Here is a 25,620-nt window from a genome sequence, read left to right as displayed (position 1 = left end):
CAGGTTCTCGACTTCCCACATGCGCGCGAGCCAGACGTCATCACAGGCTGCTTCCAAATGGTTGACGGTTGTCATCCAGGCCGTTTGGGCTTTAGCGGTTGCTTGTATTAAATGCAATAGCTCCTCATTAATCGCAAGTGCATTCGGTGTGGGGGACTTGAGGGACATTAAAAATACTCAAAACTATTTCAATAGGGGGGGATTAGGCTCCGCACTATAAGGCCCTGCTCGCGGGAGGCAGTATTCGACTAATGGCTAACGCGGTGAAACAGTAAGGTTCATAGCTTTTTTGTGCGGGTATTCACCCTGCTTATAATGTCGCTCACGAGTTGTAGTGTATTTCACGGATTAAATAGATGATTCGGTTCAGCCGATAAGTTGAGTCTTAATTAAATCTGCATTCAATAACGTGCCGCTGCGTTAGTACGGTCTTAGCTATAAGTTAGATCAACGGCAGCGGCATTTTTCCAGTGCAGTATCAAACCACAGGCTGCCGCCGATGAGCAGACCCCGGAACCGGTGCCTTGCGACGGGGTCAGCGTTGGTGAAATCCTCATGCGCGGCAACACAGTAATGAAGGGCTACCTGAAGAATCCCGAAGCCACCCGTTGCCGGAAACCTCGACGGGCAAGATCCAGAAGTTCGTGCTGCGCGGCTGGGCCGAGGCGCTTTGAAAGGAGCCTGTTTGACCGATGAAACGTCAGTACGTCATCAAGGGCGTCGCCGTCATACAAATGTCATTTGGAGGCCCGGCATTGACTTGGTTTTACACGATTAAATCCCAGGCAAAGAAAAGCCCGCGATGGGGAGTGCGGGCTTAAAGGGATGTTCACCAGGAGCTGGGTTAACCCTAGACGCTCGACTGTGAAAGGTATGTGAAAGGGCGCCAGTCGCTAAGGGCTCGCGTCAACCGTGGATAATTGACTGTGGCAATGTCGAGTTCTATTCCGGCGACACTCAAGGCAGCTCCTAATCATCAACCTCCCTTGCTTCATGGCTTTTGGAGCATCGCTTCCACTTGCGCAACGGTTACACGCGCAATGACGCTGTCCGGAATTTTCGAAATATCGGATAAGTTGTAAACCATGAAGTCATCCCCCATGACTTTCTTGGACATCAACTCAAACGACGGAAGTATGCGGGTGTCATAGTGCTGGTCGAGCCCGCAGGGAGAGTTTATGGAGTCTTTCGTTTCGTAAAACCTTCCCGAGTTTTCGTTCAGGTCGACTCCAACCAGAAAAACCTTGGAGAACCCGACGTGAAATGCCAGTTGTATCGCCAGGTAGGCCACGGTTCGAGCATCAAAAAAGCCCTGGCTCATGTCCTTGCTGAACCCGATCGGCCGTTTCCGAAAGGTGATCAAGGAGTGATCGGTTACCAACTCTTTTTGTCTCCCGAGCGCCACATCGAGCCACGACGGTTTTGTCGCCTTGGATAACGGGTAGAACTCCCCGGTTGGAGGAACGCGGGATGATCGCGCATGGTCTTCCCATAGCGCGACCCTTTGGCTGACCGCCATGGCGTAGTTGAATAAATCCGGCTGTTGTGTGGAAAAGCTTCTGTCCGTGCAGGCGTAAAAACTCGGTTTGATGTCGGTATTCATAAACATCGAAATCGCCCCATTCATGGTAATCATGGGGACGTGTGCAAATTTTTCGAGGGGAAATGATTTGGCTGACGGGCCGGAAGCAATAATAAAAACCGCACCTGACTCGGCATTCCGACAGGCAGCAAAATCGTGCAGGGTCAGTGAGGGTACGCTTGAACGCCACGGCGCTGACACGGGTGCAAACACAGCCAGCTTTTTGTCGGCAACAGGCTTGGCCTCGACGAAGGGCGTCTGTTTCATCCGATCTATCCGCGTAGTGAAAGGAAAATACATACATCAGCCGACCAGGGCTCGACAGCAGAGTTCCTTTATAAAAAAGAATACCTAACCGTGGCTTCACCAGACGTTCGGTATCTGTGTAGGGCCTTTCCCAGAAGGGGAAACGCATCAACACGCAACAACCTTCAGAACGTCTGCCCCATGGAGAACTGAAACACTTGTTTGTCCGCGTTCTCCGGCGTGCGAATCGGATAGGCCAAATTCACACTCAGCGGTCCCAGCGGGCTGTACCAGGTCACTCCAACCCCCACCGAACTGGCCATCTGGCCCAGGTCCACGCTGCCGCAGCCCTGTGTCGTGCTGAGGTAGCACTTGTCCGAATACACCGTCCCCACGTCCCAGAACAATGAGGTGCGCACGGATTTGTTGTCTTTGATGAAGGGCACCGGGAACAGGTATTCCGCGCCGCCGGTAATCAGGATATTGCCGCCCAGCGACTCGGTGTCCCGATCCGAGTAGTACGCCTGCCCGGCACTGGCGTAGGCACCGGTAGCCGGGGTGTTGCGCGGGCCGAGAGTGCCGCTTTCAAAGCCGCGCACCGTGCCTTCGCCGCCGGCGGTGTAGGTTTCATAGAAGGGCAGCCCGTCTGTGGAACCATAGCCGCTGCCGTAGCCGAGCTTGGTGTGAAAGCGCAGTGATGTGTTGTTGCTGACAGGCAGGAACGTCTGCCCCGTGTAGTCGATTTTGTAGAAACTCAGGTCGCTGCCGGGCACCGTCACCATCAGGTTGAGGTTTTGCGAATGCCCGCGAGTCGCCAGCACGCCTTTGTTCAAGGTCGACTCCGACCAGCCAAGGGTGGCCTTGAAGTTGGTGAACTCCTTGCCTTCGCGCTCGATAAAGTCGTAGATCTCGTCGGCGCTGTAGGTGCCCGGTTCGATGCTGTCGTGTTGTACGGTCAGGCCAAAGTTTAAGCGCGAGGTTTCATTGATCGGGTAACCGAGGTTGGCGCCCAAGCCAAAACTATTGATGGCGTAATAGGACACCCCGTCATCGTAGTACTTGTTGTAGTCGGTCTTGCTGTAGAACGCGTTGTAACCCAGGCTCACCCCGTCGGTGGTGAAGTAGGGATCGGTGAAACCGATGTTGTACTTGCTCTGGTAGGACGAGCGGGTCAGTCCCAGGCTGGCGTAGTTGCCGGTGCCGAGGAAGTTGTTCTGGGTGATCGAGCCGCCGAGGATCAGCCCCGAACTCTGGGCAAAGCCGACACTGGCGGTAATCGAACCGGACGCCTGTTCTTCCACGGCGTAGTTCACATCCAGCTGGTCGTCGATGCCCGCCACCGCAGGTGTCTCGACGTTCACATCCTTGAAGAACCCCAGGCGCTCCAGGCGCACCTTGGACTGGTCGATCAGATAGGTCGACGCCCAGCCACCTTCCATCTGGCGCATTTCCCGCCGCAGCACCTTGTCGTCGGTCTTGGTATTGCCGCGGAAATTGATGCGATTGACGTAGGCCCGCTTGCCGGGGTCGACGGAGAACGTGACGTCAACCGTGTGGTCTTCATCGTGGGCCTGCGGCACGCCGTTGACGTTGGCGAACGTGTAGCCTTCATTGCCCAGGCGGCGGGTAATCAGCTCCGAGGTGGTGGTCATCAGTTTGCGTGAGAACACCTGGCCCTTCTGCACCAGCAGCAAGGACTGGACCTGGTCCTGCGGGACTTTCAGCTCACCACTGAGCTTCACCTCGCGCACCGTGTATTTCTGGCCTTCCTGGATGTTCACGGTGATGTAGACGTGCTTTTTGTCCGGCGTCATCGAGACCTGGGTCGAGGTGATATCCATGTTGATATAGCCACGGTCCAGGTAATAGGAACGCAAGCGTTCAAGGTCCCCCGACAGCTTCTCCCGTGCGTATTTGTCGTCGTTCTTGAAAAACGACAGCCAGTTGCTGGTCTTGAGGGTGAACTGGTCGATCAGGGCATCGTCGGGGAACACCGTGTTGCCCACCACGTTGATGTGCTGGATCGACGCCACTTCACCTTCATCGATCTTGATTTTCAAGCCCACACGGTTACGCGGCTGAGCCACCACCTGCGCGTCGACCGACGCCGAGTATCGGCCCTGGGCAACGTACTGGCGCTGCAACTCGTTGCGTATCCCTTCCAGGGTGGCGCGCTGGAAAATTTCGCCCTCGGCAAGGCCCGATTGCTTCATGCCTTTCATCAGGTCATCGGTGGCAATCGCCTTGTTGCCCTCGAACTCGATACTGGCAATCGAAGGACGCTCGACTACATTGATGATCAACACATCGCCTTCGCGGCTCAGTTGGATGTCCTGGAAGTAACCGGTCTTGAACAGCGCGCGGGTCGAGTCCACCAGGCGCCGGTCATCCGCTTCGTCGCCGACGTTCAGGGGTAACGCCCCGAACACGCTGCCCGCAGAGACCCGTTGCAGGCCGTTGATTCGAATATCCGAGATTTTGAAGCCTTGGGCGAGTGCCAGTGAGGCATTGAGCAGCAGCGCAACCGAGCAGAGCAGGCGCGAAAAATTCATCAAGATCTTTTCCAGAGCACATCGACAAGCAGCGCCGGCACGCATGGACAACTCGCCGCGCGGCCAGACTGGTGAACATCCAGCATACGAGCGAGGGGCGTTTGGTGCGGTTAACCGAATGTCAAGTTAGGTAAAGTTTGGCCTGGGATACCGATGCCGGGCCGATAATGCGCAACCCCTCACTGACGAGCCCGAGATGATCCGCGTACTGTTGGTCGACGACGACCAGGAACTGACTGACATGCTGAGCCAATACCTCGCGCGCGAAGGCTTTGAGGCCACGGCTGTGCACACGGGGGAGGAGGGCGAGGTGGAGGCGCTGTCGGGGCGCTACAACATTGTGGTGCTGGATGTCATGCTGCCCCAGCGCTCGGGCATCGAGGTGCTCCGGCGCATCCGCGTCGTCAGCCAGGTGCCGGTAGTGCTGCTCACCGCCCGTGGCGACAACATCGACCGCATCACCGGCCTGGAACTCGGCGCCGATGATTACGTGCCCAAGCCCAGCTCCCCCGGTGAACTGGTCGCGCGCCTGCGCGCCATCATGCGCAGGGTGCAGCCGATGGGCCAGCCGACCACCGAAGTGATCACGACCGGCGCGCTGGTGTTGTGGCCCGGCAAGCGCCAGGCGCTGTGGAACGGCCTCGAGCTGGGCGTGACCAGCACCGAGTTCAGCCTGCTGGAAGAGCTGGCCCGCAGCGCCGGCCAGGTGGTGAGTAAAAAGGACCTCTCACTCAATGCCCTCGGTTGCCCGCTGACCCGCTACGACCGACGCATTGACGTGCATATCAGCAGCATCCGGCAAAAACTCGGGCCGCGCCCGGACACCAAGGCCTGGATCCAGAGCGTACGTGGCCTCGGCTACTTGTTGATTGCCGAATGACCCGGCCCAGCCTGCTGTTCTGGAAACTGTTCCTGGCCTTCTGGCTGGCGACCACCTTGACCTTCCTGGTGGGCGTCGGCGTGCTTGAACTGGGCCGTTTCCAGCCGAATGACCCGCATGTTGAAGCCATGTTGGCGGCCGAAGACAAGCTGCTGCAACAATTCGGTGTCGAGGCGGGCGGCCAGCTCCTGGCGGTGTGGGAGCGCCCGGCGGATGAGGCCATCGGCGTCTACAACAGTGCAGGTCAATTGCTGATAGGTGGGCCCGTGGCGCAGCCGGTCTATGAGCGAGCGGTCGTCAGCAAGGAAGGCCTGGCGCTTTCGATCAGGTCGACCCACGCACCCGGTAACCCGCCCGACCGGCCCTGGCACCAGATCCCGCTGATCATCGGCACGTTGATGAGTGCGCTGTTCAGCGGCTACATGGCCTATTACCTGGCCTGGCCCCTGGCTTACCTGAAGCGCGCCATGGGCGATGCGGCCCAGGGACGCTTCGAAACCCGGGTCAAGCCCGCCATGGGCAAGCGTCGCGACGAAATCGTCGACCTGGCGGAAGACTGCGACCGCATGGCCAACCAGTTGAAGGTGCTGGTGGAGGCCCAGCAACAGCTGCTGCACGACATCTCCCATGAACTGCGTTCCCCGCTGACGCGCATGCAGGCGGCCATCGGCCTGTTGCGCCAGGACGCCGCTCGCCTGGAAATGCTCGAACGCATCGAGCGTGAATCCGAGCGCATGGACACCCTGATCGAAGCGTTGCTGACCCTGGCGCGCCTGCAGGGCCGCCCGGAAAGTATTGAGCGCGAGCCCGTGGATATCGTCGAATTGCTGGCGATGATCGTCGACGATGCCCAGTTCGAAGCGGGCATCAAAGGCTGTCGCGTGCACCTGCAGGCGTGCCCGCCGTTTATCGCCTGCGTCAGCGGTGAGTTGTTGTACCGCTGCTTCGAGAACGTGATCCGCAATGCCGTGCGCTACACCCGGCCGGACACCACCGTGGGCGTGTCGGCGCAGGTCAACCCTGACGCGAACCGCCTCACGGTGCAGATCACCGACCAAGGACCGGGCGTCCACAATGACCGGCTGCGCAGCATTTTCCAGCCGTTCGAGCGTGGAGTGGGCGACGCCAGCGTGGGGTTTGGCCTGGGGCTGGCCATTGCTGCGAGGGCCGTGCAAATGCACGGTGGCAACATCCTCGCGCGCAACGAGCCGGGCGGTGGGCTGACGGTGGAGATCACCCTGCACAGTGCGCGATCTTTACACGACATTACATTGGCTTGACCGCTCTGTACGTCGCGCCTCATTAGACTTGTCACCCTTGATTGAGTGGAGGTGGCGATGTTTCAGGTGCATAAAAAGGGCTTTGTGCCCGGTAGGAAAATGGTCGACGGCCTGGTCCCTTACGACTTCTTTTGCGAAGACAGCCCGGCGATCAATCTGTTTGTGTTTACCGGCGCCGCTACGCCGGGCGCCACGGTCGAGGAACAGACCCTGTGGGGCTTCACGCGGTTGGAACGTTTCGAGGCGATGACCCACACGTTGGTGAGTAACAAGCAGCACGCCGGCTGGTTTCAAAGCGTCAATGTGCTCACCGGGCCTAACCAGAACGGCACGCAAAGCGTGAAGTTCCAGCGCGTGCTGAAAATCATCAAACACGCCAGCCCGGCCCGTAAGGCCGACTACGAGATCCTCACCGACGAAGGCGACACCTATTTCACCCGCCGAGCGGTTGCCGAAAACAGCGCGCAAACCGTCATCTATTCGGCCGAGCCATAACGCCAACGGTGGGCTGCATTCGCCTCAAGCAAAAGCATCTCGCCCACGTCCCGCTGGGTACTTCCGCCCACCAATGGGGCGTCTTCTGCGCCATTGGGTAGCAAATTCCCACGCGACTTTTCAACGCCAGCGCCAGCTTTTTCCCTTCTATCCGATCTGAATCAATCACTTGGCTCCTCTCCGAAGCCGTTGGCACGTATCCTGCTTTTTGTATTCGTGGATAATTGGATACAAAAATTCAAAAGGTGCTGCCGATGCAATTCGCTTCCGCTTACGTTGACCGCCAGCCCCTCACTGCCGAGGAGGAGGCCTACAACTTTCTGCTTGATGCCATTTGCAGCGGTCGCTACCGCAAGGGTGACCGGCTGATCGCCGAAGACATCGCCAGCGAGATCGGCATGAGCCGCATGCCGGTGCGTGAAGCTTTCCGCCGCCTGGACGCCCAGGGCCTGGTGACCCTGCGACCCAACCGTGGCGCGATCGTCAGCGGTTTGGATATCGATGAGCTGCACGAAGTGTTCGAGATGCGCAGCGCCCTCGAAGGCCTGGCGGTGCGCGTGGCCGTCGGCCGTATCGGTGAGCGTCAACTCGCGGCCCTGGAGCGCATGCTCGACGCGATGGACGACTACCGCGATGAGAGCGGCGCCTGGGTCAGCCGCCATCGCGCGTTCCATGAATACCTATGCAGCCTCAGCGGCCGCCCGCGCCTGATGAAACAGATTTCGGCGTTGTACTCCCTGGTCGAGGCACCCATGCGCCTGTGGCTGCAGCACGGTGAAAAACCCCTCAGCGCCCGCCAGGAACACGCGGTGATCCTCGACGCGATTCGTGCCGGTGACGCCGCCCGTGCCGAAGCAGTGGTACGCGAACACATCGAAGGCACCGTGCCGGCACTGATCCAGTTCCTGCAAACCGAACAATAAGAAACACCCGCTGTGTTTTGACGTTGAGCCCTGCCCCGTTATTCAACGAACTGGAGTGTCTGGTCATGCATAAATGCCGCGCCTTGCTGGTGGCTGTCTCCTTCGGTCTCTGCGCACAAGGGGCCTTTGCTGCGCCTCAAGTGCCGGATCGTCTGCAAAAAGTCGACAAACTTGTCTATTGCTCGGGGATGGATTCCCCGCCCCTGGTGTCCTTCGACGAAGCCCAGAAACCCCGAGGGCTCACCGTCGACCTGGGCCTGGAAATCGCCAGGCGCCTGGGCGACAAGCAGGTGCAATGGCGGGTGATTCCGTTCTCTGGGCTGGTGCCGGCGTTGCTCGCCCAGCAGTGCGACATGATCGTCGACCAGCTGTTCGACAAACCCGAGCGGCGCCAGGTGATCGACATCGTCAACTACATGTATTCCAGCCAGTCGGTGGTGGTGCCCAAGGGCAACCCCAAGGGCATCAAGGCGCTGGATGACCTGTCCGCGCACAAGGTCGCGGTGCTCAACGGCTCCACCATCAAGACCCTGCTCGATGCCCACAATGAAAGCCTGGCCAATGCCGGCAAGCCCCCGATGAAACTGGTGGTCTACAACACCGACACCGACGCGTTCCAGGCCCTGCGTATCAGCCAGGTCGATGCCTACGGCACCACCGTGGAAACCGCCGGTTACTACGCAGCAATGGCCCCGGACCTGTTCCAGGAGGGCGTGCCGGCGTTCAGCCGCATCCTCACCGGCCTGGGCATACGCAAGGACGACCCGCAACTGACCGCCGCCGTGCAGCAGGTGATCAGCGACATGCGCAGTGATGGCAGCTATGTGCAGTTGCTGAACAAATGGCATGTCAGCAGCGACACACTCGACTGAGGTTCTACAACAATGAATTTCAATTGGGATGTGTTCTGGCAGTACCTGCTGCAGCCTAGTGGGGTTTACCTCACGGGGCTGTGGCTGACGTGCCTGATCAGCGTACTGGCGATGCTGTTGGGCTGCGCGCTGGGGCTGGCGGCGGCGTTGTTGCGCTTGTCGAAGAACCCGCTGTTGCATCTGCCGGTGCGTTTTTATGTGTGGCTGATGCGCGGTACGCCGCTGCTGGTGCAGATCGTGTTTCTGTACACGGCGCTGGCGGCGGGCGGGATTTTCCGCTTTGAGGATATCGAGCTGTTCGGTTTGATCGTCCCCGGCAATATCCAGGCGGCGATCATTGCCCTGGGCCTCAACGAAGGTGCCTACATGGCCGAGATCATCCGTGCCGGTATCGGTGCGGTGGACAAGGGCCAATATGAAGCCGGGCGCTCCCTGGGCATGGGCTTCGCCAAGTTGATGCGACGCATCGTGCTGCCCCAGGCGTTCCGGGTGATCGTGCCGCCGCTGGGTAATGAGTTCAACGTGATGCTCAAGAACACCACCCTGGTCAGCGTGATCGGTGTGCAGGAACTGCTGCTCAGCACCCAGATGATCACCTCGGCCACCTTCCGGGTGTTCGAGCTGTACCTGGTGGTCGCCCTGTACTTCCTGACGCTGACCACCCTCTGGGGCTTTTTCCAACGCTGGCTCGAAACCCGCTTCAGCCAATCCGACCGGCCTTCCGCGCCACCACCGGCAGCCAGTCGCATGTTCGGGCGCAGCACCCTGAAACTGCTGAGGGGACGATAACCATGGCGCACCAAAGTGACGAACTGATCATCGAAGCGCTGGATATCCACAAGTCGTTCGGCGCGCTGCAGATTCTCAAGGGCATCTCGTTGCAAGTACGACGCGGAGAAGTGGTGGTGCTGATCGGCGCCTCGGGCTCGGGCAAGACCACCTTTATCCGCTGCATCAATTTGCTGGAAGACATCCAGGGCGGCCGCATCCGCGTCAACGGCCGCGCCATGGGCTACCGCGAGCGCAGCGACGGCAGCCTGGTACGCGACTCGGAGCGCAACATCGCCCGCCAGCGCCGCGACATCGGCATGGTGTTCCAGCGTTTCAACCTGTTCCCGCACATGACGGCGCTGGAAAACATCATCGAAGCACCGATCCAGGTCCTCGGCACGCCACGTGCCGAAGCACTGGAACAGGCCCGTGGCCTGTTGGCGCGGGTCGGCCTGGCGGACAAGGCCAGCCATTACCCGTCGATGCTCTCCGGCGGCCAGCAGCAACGGGTCGCCATCGCCCGCGCCCTGGCCATGAAACCCCAGGCCATGCTGTTCGACGAACCCACCAGCGCCCTCGACCCGGAAACCGTCGGTGAAGTGCTGCAGGTGATGAAAGAGCTGGCCGAGGAGGGCATGACCATGGTGGTGGTCACCCATGAAATGGGCTTTGCCCGGGAAGTGGCGGACCGCGTGGTGGTACTCGACCAGGGCGAACTCATCGAACAAGGGCCGCCGGAACAGATCTTCAGCCACCCCAGTCATCCCCGTACCCGGGCGTTTCTCAGCCGTGTGTTATGACTTTTTTTGAAGAGCCTTTGCCATGTTGAAATTTTCTGCTCACGAGTATCCCTATCCGTCGCAGCGCCAGAGCGTATTTGCCCGCCGTGGCATGGTCGCGGCGTCCCAGCCCCTGGCCGCCCAGGCCGGTATCGAGATCATGCAAAAGGGCGGCAACGCCATCGACGCGGCCATCGCCACGGCGGCCGCGCTCACGGTGGTGGAGCCCACCGGCTGCGGCCTGGGCGGCGATGCGTTTGCCCTGGTGTGGTGCAAGGGCCAGTTGCATGGCCTGAACGGCAACGGCCATGCGCCGGGCGCCTTGAGTGTCGAGGCGGTCAAGGCTGCCGGGCACGACCGGATGCCGCTGTACGGCTGGACCCCGGTGACCGTGCCCGGCTGCCCATCGGCCTGGGCGGAGCTGTCGCAACGCTTCGGCAAGCTGGCGTTTGACGAGTTGCTGCAACCCGCCATCCGCCTGGCCCGCGAGGGTTTCCCGCTGTCACCGGTGGTTGCCCACCAATGGCAGATCTCCTTGAACGAATTCAGCCCGCACCGCGATGAAGTGCTGCAAGCCTGGTTCGACACGTTCCTCATCGATGGGCGCGCCCCCCAAGCGGGCGAGATTTTCCGCAACCCGGCCCAGGCGCGCACCCTGGAAGAACTGGCCGCCAGCCGTTGCGAAAGCCTGTATCGCGGTGACCTGGCCGCACGCCTGGACGCCCACTCACGGGCCACCGGCGGATACCTGCGCGCCAGTGATCTCAAGGACTACCGCGCACAGTGGGTGGACCCGATCCACATCAATTATCGCGGTGTCGACGTCTGGGAAATCCCTCCGAGCGGCCAGGGCCTGGTGGCGCTGATGGCGCTGAACATCCTCGAAGGCTTCACCTTCGATCACCGCGACAGCCAACAGACCTGGCACCGCCAGCTCGAGGCCATGAAGCTCGCCTACAGCGACGGCCTGCACTACATCACCGACCCGCTGCATATGCGCATGGCAGTGGCCGACCTGCTCAGCGACGACTACAGCGCCCGCCGTCGCAGCCAGATCGGCGAGCAGGCCCAGGCGCCCAAGCCCGGTGACCCGCACGCCAGTGGCACGGTATACCTGGCCACGGCGGACGCCGAAGGCAATATGGTCTCGTTCATCCAGAGCAACTATCACGGCTTCGGCTCCGGCGTGGTGTTGCCCGACAGCGGCATTGCGCTGCAGAACCGTGGACAGGAATTCAGCCTCGACCCGACCCACGCCAACTGCCTGGCAGCAGGCAAGAAGACCTTCCACACCATCATCCCCGGTTTCCTCACCAAGGACGGCCAGGCCCTTGGCCCGTTCGGCGTGATGGGCGGCTATATGCAGCCCCAGGGCCACGTACAGATGGTGATGAACCTGGTGGACTTCGGCCTCAACCCCCAGGCCGCACTGGATGCGCCGCGCTGGCAATGGCTGGGCGACATGAAGGTCGGCATCGAGCAGGGCGCCTCCCGCGACCTGGCCAATGCCCTGGCCCGGCGTGGTCACCAGGTGCAGATCGCCAGCGACCTCACTGACTACGGCCGTGGGCAGATCATCCTGCGCGACCCGGTCAGCGGCGTGCTGTGCGGCGGCACCGAACCGCGTGCGGATTCCCATATCGCGGTATGGTAACCAGGGCAGGGCATGGCGCCGCCATTGCCCTGCCATTTTGAAAAAAGTTGGTTGAAGCCTGTCCCCTTTTTTCACCTCGCCTGTCATTCCAGGCAAGTGAACAAAATCGAGAGCTTCTTCCAATGCCCGCAGTCCAACCCTTGCGCTTGCGCCCGTTGCTCAAACTGAGCCTGATGCTGAGCCTCAGCGCCAGCCCGTTGTTCGTCCCCGTCAGCTATGCCGAAGACAGCGCCGCGCGCCGCAGCTACCAAGTACCTGCCGGTAGCCTGAGTGCGGCGTTGACCCGTTTTGCCGGGCTGTCGGGGGTCAACCTGTCGGTGGACCCGGCGCTGGTCAGCGGGCGCAGCAGCAGTGGTTTATCCGGCGAATACGGCGTGGAAGAGGGCTTTGCCCGCCTGTTGCAAGGCTCCGGCCTGCAGTTGCAGCCCATGGGGGAGCAGGCTTACATGCTGGTGCCGGTGCCGGAGGGCGGCAGTTTGGAGCTGGCGCCCACGTCCATCCTCGGCACCACTGGCCTGTACGACGGCGACACCTACGCCGGTGGCCAGGTGGCGCGACGTGGTTCGCAAGGCCTGCTGGGCACCCGTGACTTCATGGAAACGCCGTTCAGCATGACCACCTACACCCAGGACGCGGTGAAAAACCAGCAGGCGCGCACCCTCGGCGACCTGATCGCCAGCGACCCGTCGGTACGCGCCACCAACCCGGCCGGCGGGCGTTATGAACAGTTCACCATTCGCGGTTTCAGCCTGTTCAACAGTGATGTGTCTTACAACGGCCTGTACGGCGTGCTGCCGACCTACACCATCGACATGGAAATGGCCGACCGCGTCGACATCTTCAAAGGCCCCACCCAGTTGATCAACGGCATCTCGCCGCGCGGCAGCGTGGGCGGCGGGATCAACGTGGTGCCCAAGCGTGCCACCGACAAGGACATCACCTCGTTCACCGGCACCTGGGCCTCCGACAGCCAGGCCGGTGGCGCCGTGGATGTGGGGCGGCGCTTTGGTGAGGACAACAAATTCGGCCTGCGCTTCAACGGCGTGAAGCAGTCCGGCGATACCGAATGGGACCACCAGAGCGTCGACCGTGAGATGGCCGTGCTGGGCCTGGATTTTCGTGGCGAGCGCCTGCGCCTTTCCACCGATATCGGCCGCACCGAGCGCGACACCGATGCGCCGCAGGAACGTGTGCAAGTCGCCGCTGCCGCGCCGGTGCCCAGCGCCAACGATGTACGCCGCAACTACGCGCAGTCCTGGAGCAAGGCCCGCACCAAGGACACCTTCGGTACGGTGAACGCCGAATATGACCTCAGCGATTCGGTGATGCTCTACGGCGGTGTGGGCGCGCGTAAAAGTAACCACGAGTTCCTGCGTCATGCGGTGTCGGTCAGCAATGCAGCCGGCGCCTTCCGCGTGCAGCCTCGGGACTTCACCCGCGATGAGAACGTACAAACCGCCACGGCCGGGGTGCGTAACTGGTTCCACACCGGGCCGGTGAGTCATGAGGTCAACCTGGCCGCCAGCTATTTCTATATGGACTTCACCAACGGCGGTGCGCGGTATGGGGAGGCGTCGAGCAATATTTACAACCCGGTGCAAACCCCAACGCCGTCCACGGTCACGCGCCAGGATGCGAAGGTCTACACCGAGAATAAGTTCAGTGGCGTGGCCTTGTCCGACACCCTGGGCTTCTTCGATGACCGCCTGTTGCTCACCCTCGGTGCGCGCTGGCAGCGAGTGATCGTGGACGATTGGAGCGACGGCATCAAAGGCAAGACCAACTACGACGAAGAAAAGATCTCGCCTTCGGGTGGCCTGCTGTTCAAAGCCACCGACAAACTGTCGTTGTACGCCAACTACATGGAAGGGTTGAGCCAGGGCAAGATCGCACCGTCCACGTCGCGCAACGAAGACCAGATCTTCCCGCCGTTTATCAGCCGCCAGGTGGAAGTGGGCGCCAAGTACGATGCCGGTGCCTTCGCCGTCACCGCCGCCGTGTTCCGCATCAAGCAACCGGCCTACGAGACCAACGCCACGTCGCGGCTGTTCGGCCCCAATGGCAAGCGCCAGAACACCGGTGCGGAGCTGAGCGTATTCGGCGAACCGCTCAAGGGCGTGCGCTTGCTCGGCGGTGTGATGTACATCGACAGCAAATTGAAGGACACCACCAATGGCGCCTGGGACGGCAACCGCGCGCCGGCCACGCCCAAGTACAACGTCAATCTCGGGGCCGAGTGGGATGTACCGACCCTCGAAGGCCTGACCCTGACCAGCCGAGGCATCCACTCCAGTTCCCAATACCTGGACCAGTCCAACGTCAAGGAAATCGACGCCTGGAACCGCATCGACGTGGGCGCCCGCTACGCCTTCAAGGTCGATGACAAGCACATCACCCTGCGGGCGAACGTGGAGAACGTCGCCGACAAGCGCTACTGGAGTTCGGCCGGCGCGTCGGATGACAGCGAGCCGGGGCTGACCTTGTCGACCCCACGTACCTACCTGCTGTCTGCCACCGTCGACTTCTAGACGCGGTTAAAAATGTGGGAGGGGGCTTGCCCCCTCCCACAAATGAGAATGTTTTTTGATCACGCCGCACCGATATGGAATAGTACCCGCCGTTTTCCCCAGCCCGTCCAGTTGGGGTGTTTTAACGCCGAGGTACCTCCATGCGATTGCTGCGCTCCATCCCCACCCTTGCCGCCTGCCTGCTGGCGTTCTCTTCCAGCCTGCTAAGCGCTGCCCCTATCGACCTCAATGACGGCCAGCACGCGGTGCATCTACCCGATGCGCCCAAGCGTGTGGTGGTGCTGGAGTTCTCTTTTCTCGACAGCCTCGCTGCCGTTGACGTGACCCCCGTCGGCGCCGCCGATGATGGCGACGCCACCCGCGTGCTGCCGCGTGTGCGCCAGGCCATCGGCCAATGGAAATCCGTGGGCCTGCGTTCGCAGCCGAGCATCGAAGAAATCGCGCGGCTCAAGCCGGACCTGATCGTGGCCGACCTCAACCGCCACCAGGCGCTGTACAGCGACTTGGCAAGCATCGCGCCGACCCTGTTGTTGCCCTCGCGTGGTGAGGACTACGAGGGCAGCCTCAAGTCCGCCGAGCTGATCGGCAAGGCCTTGGGCAAAAGCCCGCAGATGGAAGCCCGCATCGCGCAGAACCGTGAAAACCTGAAGAAAGTCGCCCAGCAGATCCCCGCCGGTGCCAGCGTGTTGTTCGGTGTCGCCCGTGAAGACAGCTTTTCCGTGCACGGCCCCGACTCCTACGCCGGCAGCGTGCTGCAAGCCATCGGCCTGAAAGTGCCATCGGTGCGCGCCAACGCCGCCCCGACCGAATTCGTCAGCCTTGAACAACTGCTCGCCCTCGATCCGGGTTGGCTGCTGGTCGGCCATTATCGCCGCCCGAGCATCGTCGACAGCTGGAGCAAGCAGCCGCTGTGGCAAGTGCTGGGCGCGGTGCGTCACCAGCAGGTGGCCGAAGTGGACGGTGACAGCTGGGCGCGCAACCGTGGCGTGTTGGCCTCGGAGCAGATCGCCGAGGACGCCTTGGCGATCCTCAAGGGCGGCAAAGCCGCACTGAGCCAATAAGCATGGACCGTGGTTTGGCCGCAGTCGGCATCGTAGTGCTGGGCGCCGTGTTGTTCTGGCTGTCGTTGTACAGCTGGTCGCCGTTCACCCTCACGGCGGCCGACGCCTGGAATGGCCTGATGCATCAGGGCAGCGTTGGCGGCAATATGGCCTATATCGTCGCCCAGTTGCGCGTGCCGCGTGCGGTGTGCGCGGCATTGGTGGGCGCCTGCCTGGGCTTGGCCGGGGCACTGATGCAGGGCATCACCCGCAACCGTCTGGCATCGCCGTCGCTGTTCGGCGTGACGGCGGGCGCGGCGTTGGGGCTTGCGTTGTTTTCCACGGGGTTGGTCGCGCCGCCGTTTGCCGGCGGTGCCTTGCTGATGACCTGCCTGGGCGGCGCGCTGGCCTGGGTCACGGTGTTCAGCCTCGGCGGTGCCTGGTCGCCGACCACGGCCCAAGGTCGGCTGGTGTTGGCCGGGGTGGCCGTCGCCGCGTTGTGTGCTGCCTTGACCCGGCTCACGGTGATCCTGGTCGAAGCCCAGGCGCAAAGCGTGCTCAATTGGCTGGCCGGTTCCCTGGCCAACGTCGGTGCGACGCAGGTGCAATTGCTCTGGCCGTGCACCTTGATCGGCGGCGTGTGGGCGTTGTGGTGCGCGCCACGCCTGAACCTGATCAACCTCGGCGAAGACGCCGCGCGCTCGTTGGGCGTGGGCATCGCCAGCCTGCGCTTGCAGGTGTTCGTCGCCAGCCTGTTGTTGGTGGGGGCGAGTGTCTGCGCGGTCGGGCCGATCGGTTTTGTCGGGTTGATCGCGCCGAATATCCTTCGCCAGTTCCTTGGTAACGACTACCGCTGGCTGATCCCGCTGAGTGCCGCCCTGGGTGCGGTGATCGTGCTGGGCGCCGACCTGCTCAGCCGCGCCGTGGCGTTCCCGGTGGAAACCCCGGCCGGGGTGGTCACTGCATTGATTGGTGCCCCGTTCTTCCTCTTTCTCGCCAGGCGTGCCCTATGACCCAGCCACGATTGCGCCTCTGGCTGCTGCTCGGTTTGTTGCTGCTGGCGACGTTCGTCAGCCTCAGTGCCGGCACCTTGTGGCTCACGCCCGAAACGGTGCTGGAGCGCCTGCTGGCCCATGACGCCCTCGACTTTGAAGTCTGGAACCACCGCCTGCCACGCAGCCTGATCGCGATCCTCGCCGGCTGCGCATTCGGCCTGGCCGGGGCGATTGTGCAGGGCGTGATTCGCAACCCGCTTGCCTCGCCGGAGATCCTCGGTGTCACCCAAGGTGCGGGGCTCGCGCTGACGGTGGCAATCATCAGTTGGCCGCATTTGCCGATTGCCTGGCTGCCCCTGGTGGCCTGCCTGGGCGGCGCCGGTGGTGCGTTGCTGTTGGCGCTGTACAACACCGGCGTGAGTTTTTCCGGCGTGCGTTTTGCGTTGTCCGGGGTCGCGATTGCGGTGACCTTGTCCAGCGTTACCGAGTTTCTGATCCTGTCCCACCCGCTGGACATCAACACCGCCTTGCTCGCGCTCACCGGCAGCCTGTGGAGCCGCAACTGGCACCATGTGGCGCTGGTGTTGCCGTTCCTGGTGCTGATCCCGCTGGGGTTGTGCCTGGCCAAGCCGTTGAACCTGATCGCCCTCGGTGATGAGGCGGCCCACAGCCTGGGCACCGCACTGAACCGCACGCGCTGGCTGGCGATGGCCTGCGCAGTGCTGCTCACCAGCCTCGGCGTGGGCGTGATCGGGCCGATCGGCTTTATCGGCCTGGTCGCACCGCATATGGCACGGCGCCTGGTCGGTGGGCATCACCAGTACCTGCTGCCGGCGGCGATGCTGATCGGCGCGCTGTTACTGGTGCTGGCCGACACCCTCGGGCGCACGCTGATCGCGCCCAGCGAAATCCCCGCCGGGGTGCTTACAGCGGTGATTGGCGCACCGTATTTTCTTTGGTTACTGGCACGGTTCAAGGGCTGATCACATGAGTATTCTTCAAGCACGCGCGCTGGATATCGGCTACGGCGCCACCCCCATCGTGCAGGGGTTGTCGTTCACGCCACCGGCGGGCAAGGTCACCGCGTTGATCGGCCCCAATGGCTGCGGCAAGTCCACCTTGCTCAAGGCGTTTGCGCGCATCCTCAAGCCCACGCAAGGCGAGCTGAGCCTGGACGGCCAGCCCTACGCCAGCCTGTCCGCCCGCCAACTGGCCCGACACATTGCATTCCTGCCCCAAGTGCTGCCGGTGCCCGAAGGCGTCAGCGTGCGCCAGTTGGTCGCCTATGGCCGCAGCCCGCACAACTCGCTGTGGGGACGCCTGAGCGGTAATGACCAGGCCCATGTGACCCAAGCCATGCAACGCCTTGAACTCGACAACCTGGCCGACCGAGCCCTGGCGGACCTGTCCGGCGGCCAACGCCAACGCGCCTGGCTGGCGATGGTCCTGGCGCAAAACGCACCTGTGGTATTGCTCGACGAACCCACCACCTACCTCGACATCAGCCACCAGGTCGAACTGCTCGACCTGATGGGCGAACTGGCCGCCGAAGGCAAGACCGTGATCACCGTGCTCCACGACATCAACCAGGCCTGCCGCTACGCCGACCACCTGGCCGTGATGCACGCTGGCAAGCTGGTGGCCGATGGCGCGGCGGGGGAGGTGATCAGTGCGGAGTTGATGCGCCAGGTGTTTGAGGTGCAGGTGCAGATCATGCGGGAGCCGGTGGCCGGCACCCCCATGTGCCTGGTCGAGAAAAGTACCCGACCTCAAGCCTGAGCTTTATTTGCGGCCCAGGGGCAATTTGGATACGGTGCAAGCCTGCCCACAAGGATGTCCCCATGACCGAGCCCACCCCCAAGACCCGCCGCGCCCCCAAAGGTGAAAAACGCCGCGAAGAGCTGCTGGACGCGGCCTTGCAGGTATTTTCCCTGGAGGGCTACAGCGGCGCTTCAGTGGCAAAGGTGGCGGCCATCGTCGGTATTTCCGTGGCCGGTGTGCTGCATCACTTTCCCAGCAAAATTTCATTATTGATGGGCGTGCTGCAACGTCGCGATGAGGTCAATCAACGAATCGCCGATGAAGTGCGCGCCGAAAAGTCCCTGACCGGGTTGCTCGGCAGCCTGCGTGCGATCAACCGTTCGAACGCCACCGCACCGGGGGTGGTGCGCGCGTTTACCATTTTGAATGCCGAAAGTCTGCTCGACACCCAACCGGCGTGGGCGTGGTTCCAGGAGCGTTATGCGGGGATCCAGCGGCGCTTGCAGGGGCAGTTTGCCGACCTGGTCGCAGCGGGGGAGGTGCGCAGCGATGTGGACATCGCCGGGCTGGTGGAAGAAATCCTGGCCATGATGGACGGCCTGCAGATCCAGTGGCTGCGCTTTCCGGAGCAGGTGGACCTGGTGGCGCGGTTTGACAGCTACATCGCACGGGTCGAGGCAGCCATCAGAACCTGAGTCGAACACAGTCAACATGTGGGAGGGAGCAAACCCCCTCCCACAAGGATCAGTTGCCGGTGGCACTGCCCTGGCTGCTGTCATCGCTCATGTCATAGCCATCACCGTCGCTGGTGCCGCTATCCCCTTCATTTTGATGCAGCACACCGCCGGTCTTCACCGTCGATTCACGCAGCGTCGAGTTGAGCGCCGAGCGCGGCAGCGGGTTGCTCGTGGTGGTCGACAGTTCCTGGCGGAACGGGTTGACCAGCTTGGCGTTCAGGCGAATATCCTGGGACGACGCGCCCACCGACAGGTTGAAACTGTCGGCATCCACGACCCATTGCTTGCTCGCCACGTCGTAGTAGGCCAGCGAGCGATCGTTGAGCTCGATGGTCACGCGCTTGCTCTCGCCCGGCTTGAGGAACACCTTCTTGTAGCCCTTGAGTTCCTTGATCGCACGTTCGACTTTCGGGTTGTTCTGGCCCACGTACAACTCGGCCACTTCGGCGCCCGCGACCTTGCCGGTGTTGGCCAGGTCGAACGACACCTTGATCGGCGCACCGGCCACCGCCACCCCAGGGGTCACGCTGATGTTGCTGTAGCCGAAGGTGGTGTACGACAAGCCGTAGCCGAACGGGTAGAGCGGCTTGATGCCCTTTTTCTCATAGCCGCGATAGCCCAGGAACAGGTCGTCCTTGTAGCTCATCTCGGCCAGGGTTTCCTGGTTGTCAAACTTGGGGAAGGTCGCGTAGATCGGGTTGTCTTCGATGTTGCGCTCGATGCTGATCGGCAGCTTGGCCGACGGGTTGACCTTGCCCAGCAGGATCTCCGCCAAGGCCTGGCCGCCGTTCTGCCCAGGGTAGAACGCATGCAGCGCGGCCGGTACCTGGTCGATCCAGTCGCTCATCTTCAGGCCGGTGCCGCCGTGCAGGGTAACCACGGTATTCGGGTTGACCTTGGCGATGCTCTGGATCAGCAGGTTCTGGTACTCGGGCAGGTCGAAGCTGTGGTCGAAGCCTTCACCTTCGTATTCATTGCTGTTACCGGCCGCGACCAGTACCGCGTCGTACTTGGCCAGGTCCTGCGGTGCCACCAGCGAGGCCCAGCTCATCTGCACGCCGACCAGGCCGCCCATGGTCGAGAGGTAGCCGTTGCGGCGTGAATATTCCAGCTTGATGTCGACCGGTTTGCCGGCTTCCAGGTTGACCTTGGCAAACACCGGGATGGTCGGCGGAATGCTGTTGTTCGGCAGCGGCTTACCGTCGCCGTTGTCGAGGACTTTCTTGCCGTTGACGTAGAGGCGCACGGCGCCGTCGGCACGCACCTTGAACACCTGCTCGCCGCTGACCGTCGGGGTGATCTGGCCGCTGTAGCGGATCGAAGTGGCGGCGGTATCGCCGTTCACCGGCAGGCTGTCGGTGGACCAGTCCAGGTCGACATGGGTGTCGGTGCGGCTGGCGGCCGGGTCGCCGGACCAGTTGGTGTTGCTGAAGAACTCGGTCTTCAAGCCTTTGACGCTGTTGCCATTGCTGTCGGCATGGGTCCAGGTCGAGGTGGCCGGGTCCAGGGACAGCCCGTCGATGAAATCGACCTTGGCGCCCGGCGCCAGTTGCTGCAAGCCGCTCAGCTCACTGATGTAGTTGGCGGCCATGACGTTGGCGCTGCCAAAACCGGTAGGCGGCGCGTACTTGGCCAGGGTGCCGACCACGGCGATGCGCTTGACCTTCTTGGCGTCCAGCGGCAGCAGGCTGTTCTGGTTTTTCAGCAGCACGATGCCTTCGCGCGCGGCGTTCAGGGCCACGCGGTTGCTGGTGGCGCTGTTCATGTTGTGGCTGGTCAGCGGCGTCTTGCTGTCGAACTTGTACAGGTAGATCTGCTTGAGGATGCGGCGCACCTTGTCATCGATGGTCGCGCTGCTCAGCTCGCCGCTGTCCAGGTACGGCTTGAGGATGGTGCTGTTCATCTGGTAGCCCATCATGTCCAGGTCGGTGCCTGCCTGGGCCGCCGGCAAACCGTCGACCACCGCGTTGTAGTCGCTCTGCACGAAGCCCGGGTAGCCCCATTCGGTCTTGAGGATGTCACGCATCAGGTGCTTGTTCTGGCACGCGAACTCGCCGTTCACCTTCTGGAAGGCGCACATCATCATTGCGACCTTGCTGTTCTTCGAGGCGGACTCGAACGGCGGCAGGGTCATCTCGCGCAGCACGCGCTCGCTGATGATTTCATCGAGGTGGAAGCGGTTGCTTTCCTGGTCGTTGGCGGCGAAATGCTTGGCGTTGGCCCACACGCCACGGGACTGAATGCCGTTGATCAGCGCCGGCCCCAGGCTGGCGCCAAGGAACGGATCTTCACCGGACAAGTACTCGAACGCCCGGCCGCTGTACGGCATGCGGTACAGGTTCACCCCAGGCCCGGTGACGAACTGATAGCCGCCACTGGCGGTGTCATAGCCCAGGGCGCGGCCCAGGTCGATGGCGCGACGCGGGTTCCAGCTGGCGGCCAGGTTCGGCCCCGACGGATAGACCACGCCCTGGGCGTTGCCTTCGCTGGTGTAGCGCACGCCCACGCCGCCATCGGCGCCGTGGATCTGCGGGATGCCGTACTGGGTCAGTGGCTTGACGTCCCAGCCCCCGGTGCCGCCGATGTAGGCGAGTTTTTCTTCCATGGTCATCTTCGCCAGGGTCTTGTCCGCAGCTTTTTCCGCGCGGCTTACCCGACCTTCATCCAGGGCAGGACTGGTGGCCGCATGCACCTGGGACACGGCCAGTGCCAGCAGGGCGAATGCCGACTGTGCACCGATCATTTTGCGTTTATTCATGGGTCTCTCCGACAACAGTTCAGTAAACATGGCGCGCCGAGAAGTGCGAGTTGCACCGCACCTCGTCACTTTTTTCTGGGCAATAGTTGCCCGTGATCGCAATTTTTAACCGATGGCTAATTGCAACTATTTGGCGAATTTCGCAGTTTTATTAGTGTAAAAATTGTATTGGTTATTGTTGTGGGTAGTGTCTAAGCGATATCACGATATGGCATTTTGAACCGCGAAAACCGCATAATTAAGGCAATTCTTGCGCTTGGAAGTCAAACAAAAGCTAATTTTTGCGTGAAATAAGAAATAATTTCTTACGTTCAGGAACTAAGACTAAACCTACCAGTCGATTGGTTTAAGGAAATTTGTCGAGTCATGGCCAACTAGTGGCATTGCTCGATAGTTCTAAAGTGCCATGTTTACACAAGCTGTCATACACAACGCTTTGGTGTAGGGTCTTGATCGAGTTCAAGGCGCCACTTGGGCTATCTGCTGTTTTTGATCTGGAGAAAGTTGATGAAGATTTCCCTGTTGGGTGCCGGTGTTGTTCTGGGTGTTGCGCTAAGTGGCGCGGCGATGGCGGCGGAGTCCACCGACGCCGATGCGAAATCCGGGGCTGCCGATTCCACAGTGTTGACCCAGGCTCACGATGCCAAGGCGGTTAAAAAGCAGAAGGCTGAAACCACCAAGGGTGGGCGGCCGCTGAGCAGCAGCCAGGCCGCGCCGAAGACCTCGAACTAACGGGGAAATGCGCTCCCCTGTGGGAGGGGGCAAGCCCCCTCCCACAAGAGTTTCCCATAGCCCTTAGAACATCGCCCCTCAGATTTTTACCCATGCCCAGCCCTTCAACGCCCATCGATGCCTGCCAACTGCACATCCCGCACACCGAACAGGTCTGCGCGTGGCTGATGCAACACGCTGGGTTGAAAACCGTTGACCTGGAGCGTGCCCGGCGCCTGTCCCAGGAGGGCGGTGACACCGAATTACTGGGTCTGCTCACGCGCCTGGGGCTGGTTTCCGAAGTGGAACTGGCCCGTGCCTGGGCCGACCTGCTCGGCGCACCGCTGCTGTTGGCCGATGCTGCGCCGCCGCTGCTGGACCCATTGCCGGTATTGACCGAGCGTTTCATGCGCCACTATCAAGTGGTGCCCATGGGCTGGAGCCAGGGCGGCCTGCGGGTGCTGGCGGCCAACCCGTCGCTGGTCTACCCGTTCCAGGCCATGGCCTATGCCTGCGGCGTGCCGGTGTGGCTGGCGGTAGGGCCGCGCAACGAAGTCGAAACCCTGATCGAGCGTTACTACGGCCAGGGCCGTTCGGCCATGGGCACCCTGATCGAAAACCTCGACGAGCAGGGCGGCGCCCTCGAAGACATCGAACACCTCAAGGACATGGCCTCCGAAGCGCCGGTGATTCGCCTGGTCAACCTGATCCTGCAGCGAGCAGTCGAGAATCGCGCCTCGGACATTCATATCGAACCCTTCGAAAACCAGCTCAAGGTGCGCTACCGCATCGACGGCGTGCTGCACGAAGCCGAAGCCCCACCGTCCAGTTCTTCGGCGGCAGTGATTTCGCGGGTGAAGATCATGGCGCGCCTGGACATCGCCGAGCGGCGCCTGCCCCAGGACGGGCGCATTATGCTGCGCATCCAGGGCAAGGAGCTGGACTTGCGGGTGTCTACCGTGCCCACCAGTTTTGGCGAATCGGTGGTCATGCGTTTGCTCGACCGCCAGACCGTGCAGTTCGATTTCCAGAGCCTGGGCTTTGATGGCCAGCGCCTGGAAACCTTCCTCGAAGTGCTCGAACGGCCCCACGGCATCCTGCTGGTGACCGGGCCCACCGGCTCGGGCAAGACCACCACCCTGTACACCGCGCTGTCGCGGCTCAATACCGCCGAGCGCAAGATCATCACCGTCGAAGACCCGGTGGAATACCAGCTTGAGGGCATCAACCAGATCCAGGTCAAACCGGCCATCGGCCTGGACTTCGCCGGCGCGCTGCGCTCCATCGTGCGCCAGGACCCGGACGTGATCATGATCGGTGAAATCCGCGACCTGGAAACCTGCCGCATCGCGATCCAGTCGTCCCTCACCGGCCACCTGGTGCTCTCCACCCTGCACACCAACAGCGCGGCGGCGAGTATCACGCGCTTGCTGGACATGGGCGTCGAAAGCTACCTGATTGCCTCGACAGTCAACGGCATCCTCGCCCAGCGCCTGGTGCGGCGTCTGGACCCGGCCACCCGCGAAGCCTTCGAAGCCCCTGCGGAGTTGATTGCCGAACACGGCCTCGACCGGTTTACCGAGCAGCGCCCGATCATGCTTTATCGCCCCCGCGCCGATGCGCCGGGCGGTGGCTACCACGGCCGCAGTGCGATCACCGAACTGCTGGTGATGAACGACGAACTACGCAGCTTGTTGATGCGCCAGGCCGACGCCGCCACCCTCGAACAGGCCGCCCGCCGTGGCGGCCTGCGCACTCTGCATGAAGAAGGCCTGCGCCAGGCCGTGGCCGGTGTCACGTCACTTGAAGAAGTGCTGCGCGTCACCCGGGGAGAGGGCGCATGAGCCTGTTCAAATACCGCGCCCTCGACAGCCAGGGCCAGGCGCAAAACGGCACCCTCGAAGCCAAGGACCAGGACGCCGCCGTCGCCGCGCTGCACAAGCGCGGCTTGTTGCTGTTGCAGATCGAGGTGGCGGGTGCCCAGGGCCTGCGCAAGGCCTTCGGTCGGGGCCAGTTGAACGGTGCGGCGCTGGTCAGTTTCACTCAACAGTTGGCCACCCTATTGGGGGCTGGCCAGCCGCTGGAGCGCTCTCTGGGCATCCTGCTCAAGCAGCCCGGCCAGCCGCAGACCCGTGCGTTGATCGAGCGCATACGCGAACAGGTCAAGGCCGGCCAGCCGTTATCCAAGGCGCTGGAGGCGGAGGGCGGCCAGTTCTCGCCGCTGTACTTGAGCATGGTCCGCGCCGGCGAGGCGGGCGGCGCCCTCGAAGACACCCTGCGCCAGCTCAGCGACTACCTGGAGCGCAGCCAGTTGCTCAGGGGCGAAGTGATCAACGCGCTGATCTACCCGGCGTTCCTGGTGGTCGGCGTGCTCGGTTCGCTGGCCTTGCTGCTGGCCTACGTGGTGCCGCAGTTCGTGCCGATCTTCAAGGACCTGGGCGTGCCGATTCCGCTGATCACCGAGGTGATCCTGGGCCTCGGCCAATTCCTCGGGGCCTACGGCCTGGCGGTGCTGGCCGGGTTGATTGTCGGCGCATGGACCCTGGCCGCGCGGTTGCGCGATCCCCAGCGCCGCGAACGCTATGACCGCCGCGTGCTGGGCATCCGCATCATCGGCCCGTTGCTGCAACGGGTCGAAGCCGCCCGTTTGGCCCGCACCCTCGGCACGCTGCTGAGCAACGGTGTGGCGCTGCTGCAAGCGCTGGTGATTGCCCGCCAGGTCTGCACCAACCGCGCCCTGCAAGCCCAGGTCGCCCAGGCCGCCGAGTCGGTCAAGGGCGGCGGCACCCTGGCCAGCGCCTTCGGCAGCGAGCCGCTGCTGCCTGATCTGGCGTTGCAAATGATTGAAGTCGGCGAACAGGCCGGCGAACTCGACAGCATGCTGCTCAAGGTCGCCGAGGTGTTCGACGTCGAAGCCAAACGCGGCATCGACCGCCTGCTCGCCGCGCTGGTGCCGTCCCTGACCGTGGTCATGGCGGTGCTGGTGGCGGTGATCATGCTGGCGATCATGCTGCCGCTGATGAGCCTGACCAGCAATATATGAACCCTTAAGGAAA

20 protein-coding genes and 1 pseudogene are annotated in these 25,620 nt (G+C 62.2%); 18 read left to right on the top strand and 3 right to left on the bottom strand.

Going from position 1 to position 25,620, the window contains the following annotated elements; translation table 11 throughout:
• Window positions 1–495 precede the first annotated feature (495 nt).
• Window positions 496–606, top strand: a pseudogene (locus FBY10_RS11510) (hypothetical protein); the annotation flags it as partial.
• 385 nt (window positions 607–991) lie between these two features.
• Here the strand turns inward: FBY10_RS11510 and FBY10_RS11505 are convergent.
• Together FBY10_RS11505 and bamA are read right to left on the bottom strand one after the other, a co-directional pair.
• Window positions 992–1,849, bottom strand: a complete 858-nt coding sequence (locus FBY10_RS11505; RefSeq protein WP_145336265.1) for a lipopolysaccharide biosynthesis protein — start codon at window positions 1,847–1,849, stop codon at window positions 992–994.
• A gap of 164 nt (window positions 1,850–2,013) precedes the next feature.
• Complete coding sequence (bamA, locus tag FBY10_RS11500; protein WP_145336263.1) at window positions 2,014–4,380, bottom strand: outer membrane protein assembly factor BamA; 2,367 nt, start codon at window positions 4,378–4,380, stop codon at window positions 2,014–2,016.
• Between the two features lie 196 nt (window positions 4,381–4,576).
• Between bamA and FBY10_RS11495 the strand changes: the two genes are divergently transcribed.
• The 14 genes from FBY10_RS11495 (at window position 4,577) to FBY10_RS11430 (ending at window position 19,053) form a co-directional block, all read left to right on the top strand.
• On the top strand, window positions 4,577–5,260 hold the full coding sequence (locus tag FBY10_RS11495) for a response regulator transcription factor (RefSeq protein ID WP_131698267.1): 684 nt from the start codon (window positions 4,577–4,579) through the stop codon (window positions 5,258–5,260).
• Entirely contained in the window at window positions 5,257–6,540 is a 1,284-nt protein-coding gene (locus FBY10_RS11490; RefSeq protein ID WP_145336260.1) for an ATP-binding protein, read from the top strand. Before FBY10_RS11495 ends, FBY10_RS11490 begins: the two co-directional genes overlap by 4 nt.
• A 57-nt stretch (window positions 6,541–6,597) precedes the next feature.
• Window positions 6,598–7,035 carry a hypothetical protein gene (locus tag FBY10_RS11485; protein ID WP_131698265.1) on the top strand — a complete coding sequence of 146 codons (438 nt, stop codon included), beginning with the start codon at window positions 6,598–6,600 and terminating at the stop codon, window positions 7,033–7,035.
• 254 nt (window positions 7,036–7,289) lie between these two features.
• Window positions 7,290–7,958, top strand: a complete 669-nt coding sequence (locus tag FBY10_RS11480) for a GntR family transcriptional regulator (RefSeq protein WP_131698264.1) — start codon at window positions 7,290–7,292, stop codon at window positions 7,956–7,958.
• A 65-nt stretch (window positions 7,959–8,023) separates the two neighbouring features.
• A complete protein-coding gene (locus FBY10_RS11475; protein ID WP_131698263.1) occupies window positions 8,024–8,830 on the top strand; it encodes an ABC transporter substrate-binding protein in 807 nt (268 codons plus the stop codon).
• A 12-nt stretch (window positions 8,831–8,842) separates the two neighbouring features.
• Window positions 8,843–9,619 (top strand): amino acid ABC transporter permease, encoded by a 777-nt coding sequence (locus FBY10_RS11470; protein ID WP_015884889.1) that lies wholly within the window; start codon window positions 8,843–8,845, stop codon window positions 9,617–9,619.
• Between the two features lie 2 nt (window positions 9,620–9,621).
• Window positions 9,622–10,401, top strand: coding sequence for an amino acid ABC transporter ATP-binding protein (locus tag FBY10_RS11465; RefSeq protein WP_092485926.1), 780 nt, complete (start codon window positions 9,622–9,624; stop codon window positions 10,399–10,401).
• 22 nt (window positions 10,402–10,423) lie between these two features.
• Window positions 10,424–12,034 carry a gamma-glutamyltransferase family protein gene (locus FBY10_RS11460; protein WP_131698262.1) on the top strand — a complete coding sequence of 537 codons (1,611 nt, stop codon included), beginning with the start codon at window positions 10,424–10,426 and terminating at the stop codon, window positions 12,032–12,034.
• Window positions 12,035–12,156: 122 nt separating this feature from the next.
• Complete coding sequence (locus FBY10_RS11455) at window positions 12,157–14,562, top strand: TonB-dependent receptor (protein ID WP_131698261.1); 2,406 nt, start codon at window positions 12,157–12,159, stop codon at window positions 14,560–14,562.
• Between the two features lie 140 nt (window positions 14,563–14,702).
• Window positions 14,703–15,623, top strand: coding sequence for a Fe(3+) dicitrate ABC transporter substrate-binding protein (locus tag FBY10_RS11450; protein WP_145336259.1), 921 nt, complete (start codon window positions 14,703–14,705; stop codon window positions 15,621–15,623).
• A gap of 2 nt (window positions 15,624–15,625) precedes the next feature.
• A complete protein-coding gene (gene fecC, locus FBY10_RS11445) occupies window positions 15,626–16,615 on the top strand; it encodes an iron-dicitrate ABC transporter permease FecC (protein WP_131698259.1) in 990 nt (329 codons plus the stop codon).
• Window positions 16,612–17,580, top strand: a complete 969-nt coding sequence (locus tag FBY10_RS11440; protein ID WP_145336257.1) for an iron chelate uptake ABC transporter family permease subunit — start codon at window positions 16,612–16,614, stop codon at window positions 17,578–17,580. The genes fecC and FBY10_RS11440 overlap by 4 nt, the downstream gene beginning before the upstream one ends.
• 4 nt (window positions 17,581–17,584) lie before the next feature.
• Window positions 17,585–18,376 carry a Fe(3+) dicitrate ABC transporter ATP-binding protein FecE gene (gene fecE / locus FBY10_RS11435; RefSeq protein ID WP_131698257.1) on the top strand — a complete coding sequence of 264 codons (792 nt, stop codon included), beginning with the start codon at window positions 17,585–17,587 and terminating at the stop codon, window positions 18,374–18,376.
• A 62-nt stretch (window positions 18,377–18,438) separates the two neighbouring features.
• The gene (locus FBY10_RS11430; RefSeq protein WP_131698256.1) at window positions 18,439–19,053 is read left to right on the top strand and encodes a TetR/AcrR family transcriptional regulator; all 615 of its coding nucleotides are present in this window, start codon (window positions 18,439–18,441) and stop codon (window positions 19,051–19,053) included.
• 49 nt (window positions 19,054–19,102) lie between these two features.
• Here the strand turns inward: FBY10_RS11430 and FBY10_RS11425 are convergent, their stop codons facing one another.
• Window positions 19,103–21,853 carry a glycoside hydrolase family 3 protein gene (locus FBY10_RS11425; protein ID WP_145336255.1) on the bottom strand — a complete coding sequence of 917 codons (2,751 nt, stop codon included), beginning with the start codon at window positions 21,851–21,853 and terminating at the stop codon, window positions 19,103–19,105.
• Window positions 21,854–22,360: 507 nt separating this feature from the next.
• Here FBY10_RS11425 and FBY10_RS11420 point away from each other — a divergent pair.
• The 3 genes from FBY10_RS11420 to gspF all read left to right on the top strand — a co-directional run bounded on the left by FBY10_RS11420 (window position 22,361) and on the right by gspF (window position 25,607).
• Window positions 22,361–22,585, top strand: coding sequence for a hypothetical protein (locus tag FBY10_RS11420; protein ID WP_027607412.1), 225 nt, complete (start codon window positions 22,361–22,363; stop codon window positions 22,583–22,585).
• Window positions 22,586–22,677: 92 nt separating this feature from the next.
• A complete protein-coding gene (gene gspE, locus FBY10_RS11415; protein WP_145336253.1) occupies window positions 22,678–24,408 on the top strand; it encodes a type II secretion system ATPase GspE in 1,731 nt (576 codons plus the stop codon).
• On the top strand, window positions 24,405–25,607 hold the full coding sequence (gene gspF / locus FBY10_RS11410; protein WP_145336251.1) for a type II secretion system inner membrane protein GspF: 1,203 nt from the start codon (window positions 24,405–24,407) through the stop codon (window positions 25,605–25,607). Before gspE ends, gspF begins: the two co-directional genes overlap by 4 nt.
• The last annotated feature ends 13 nt before the right edge of the window (window positions 25,608–25,620 follow it).

The sequence above is a fragment of the Pseudomonas sp. SJZ103 genome, assembly GCF_007828335.1.
Lineage (GTDB): Bacteria > Pseudomonadota > Gammaproteobacteria > Pseudomonadales > Pseudomonadaceae > Aquipseudomonas.
This window is presented reverse-complemented; position numbering and strand designations above follow the sequence as displayed.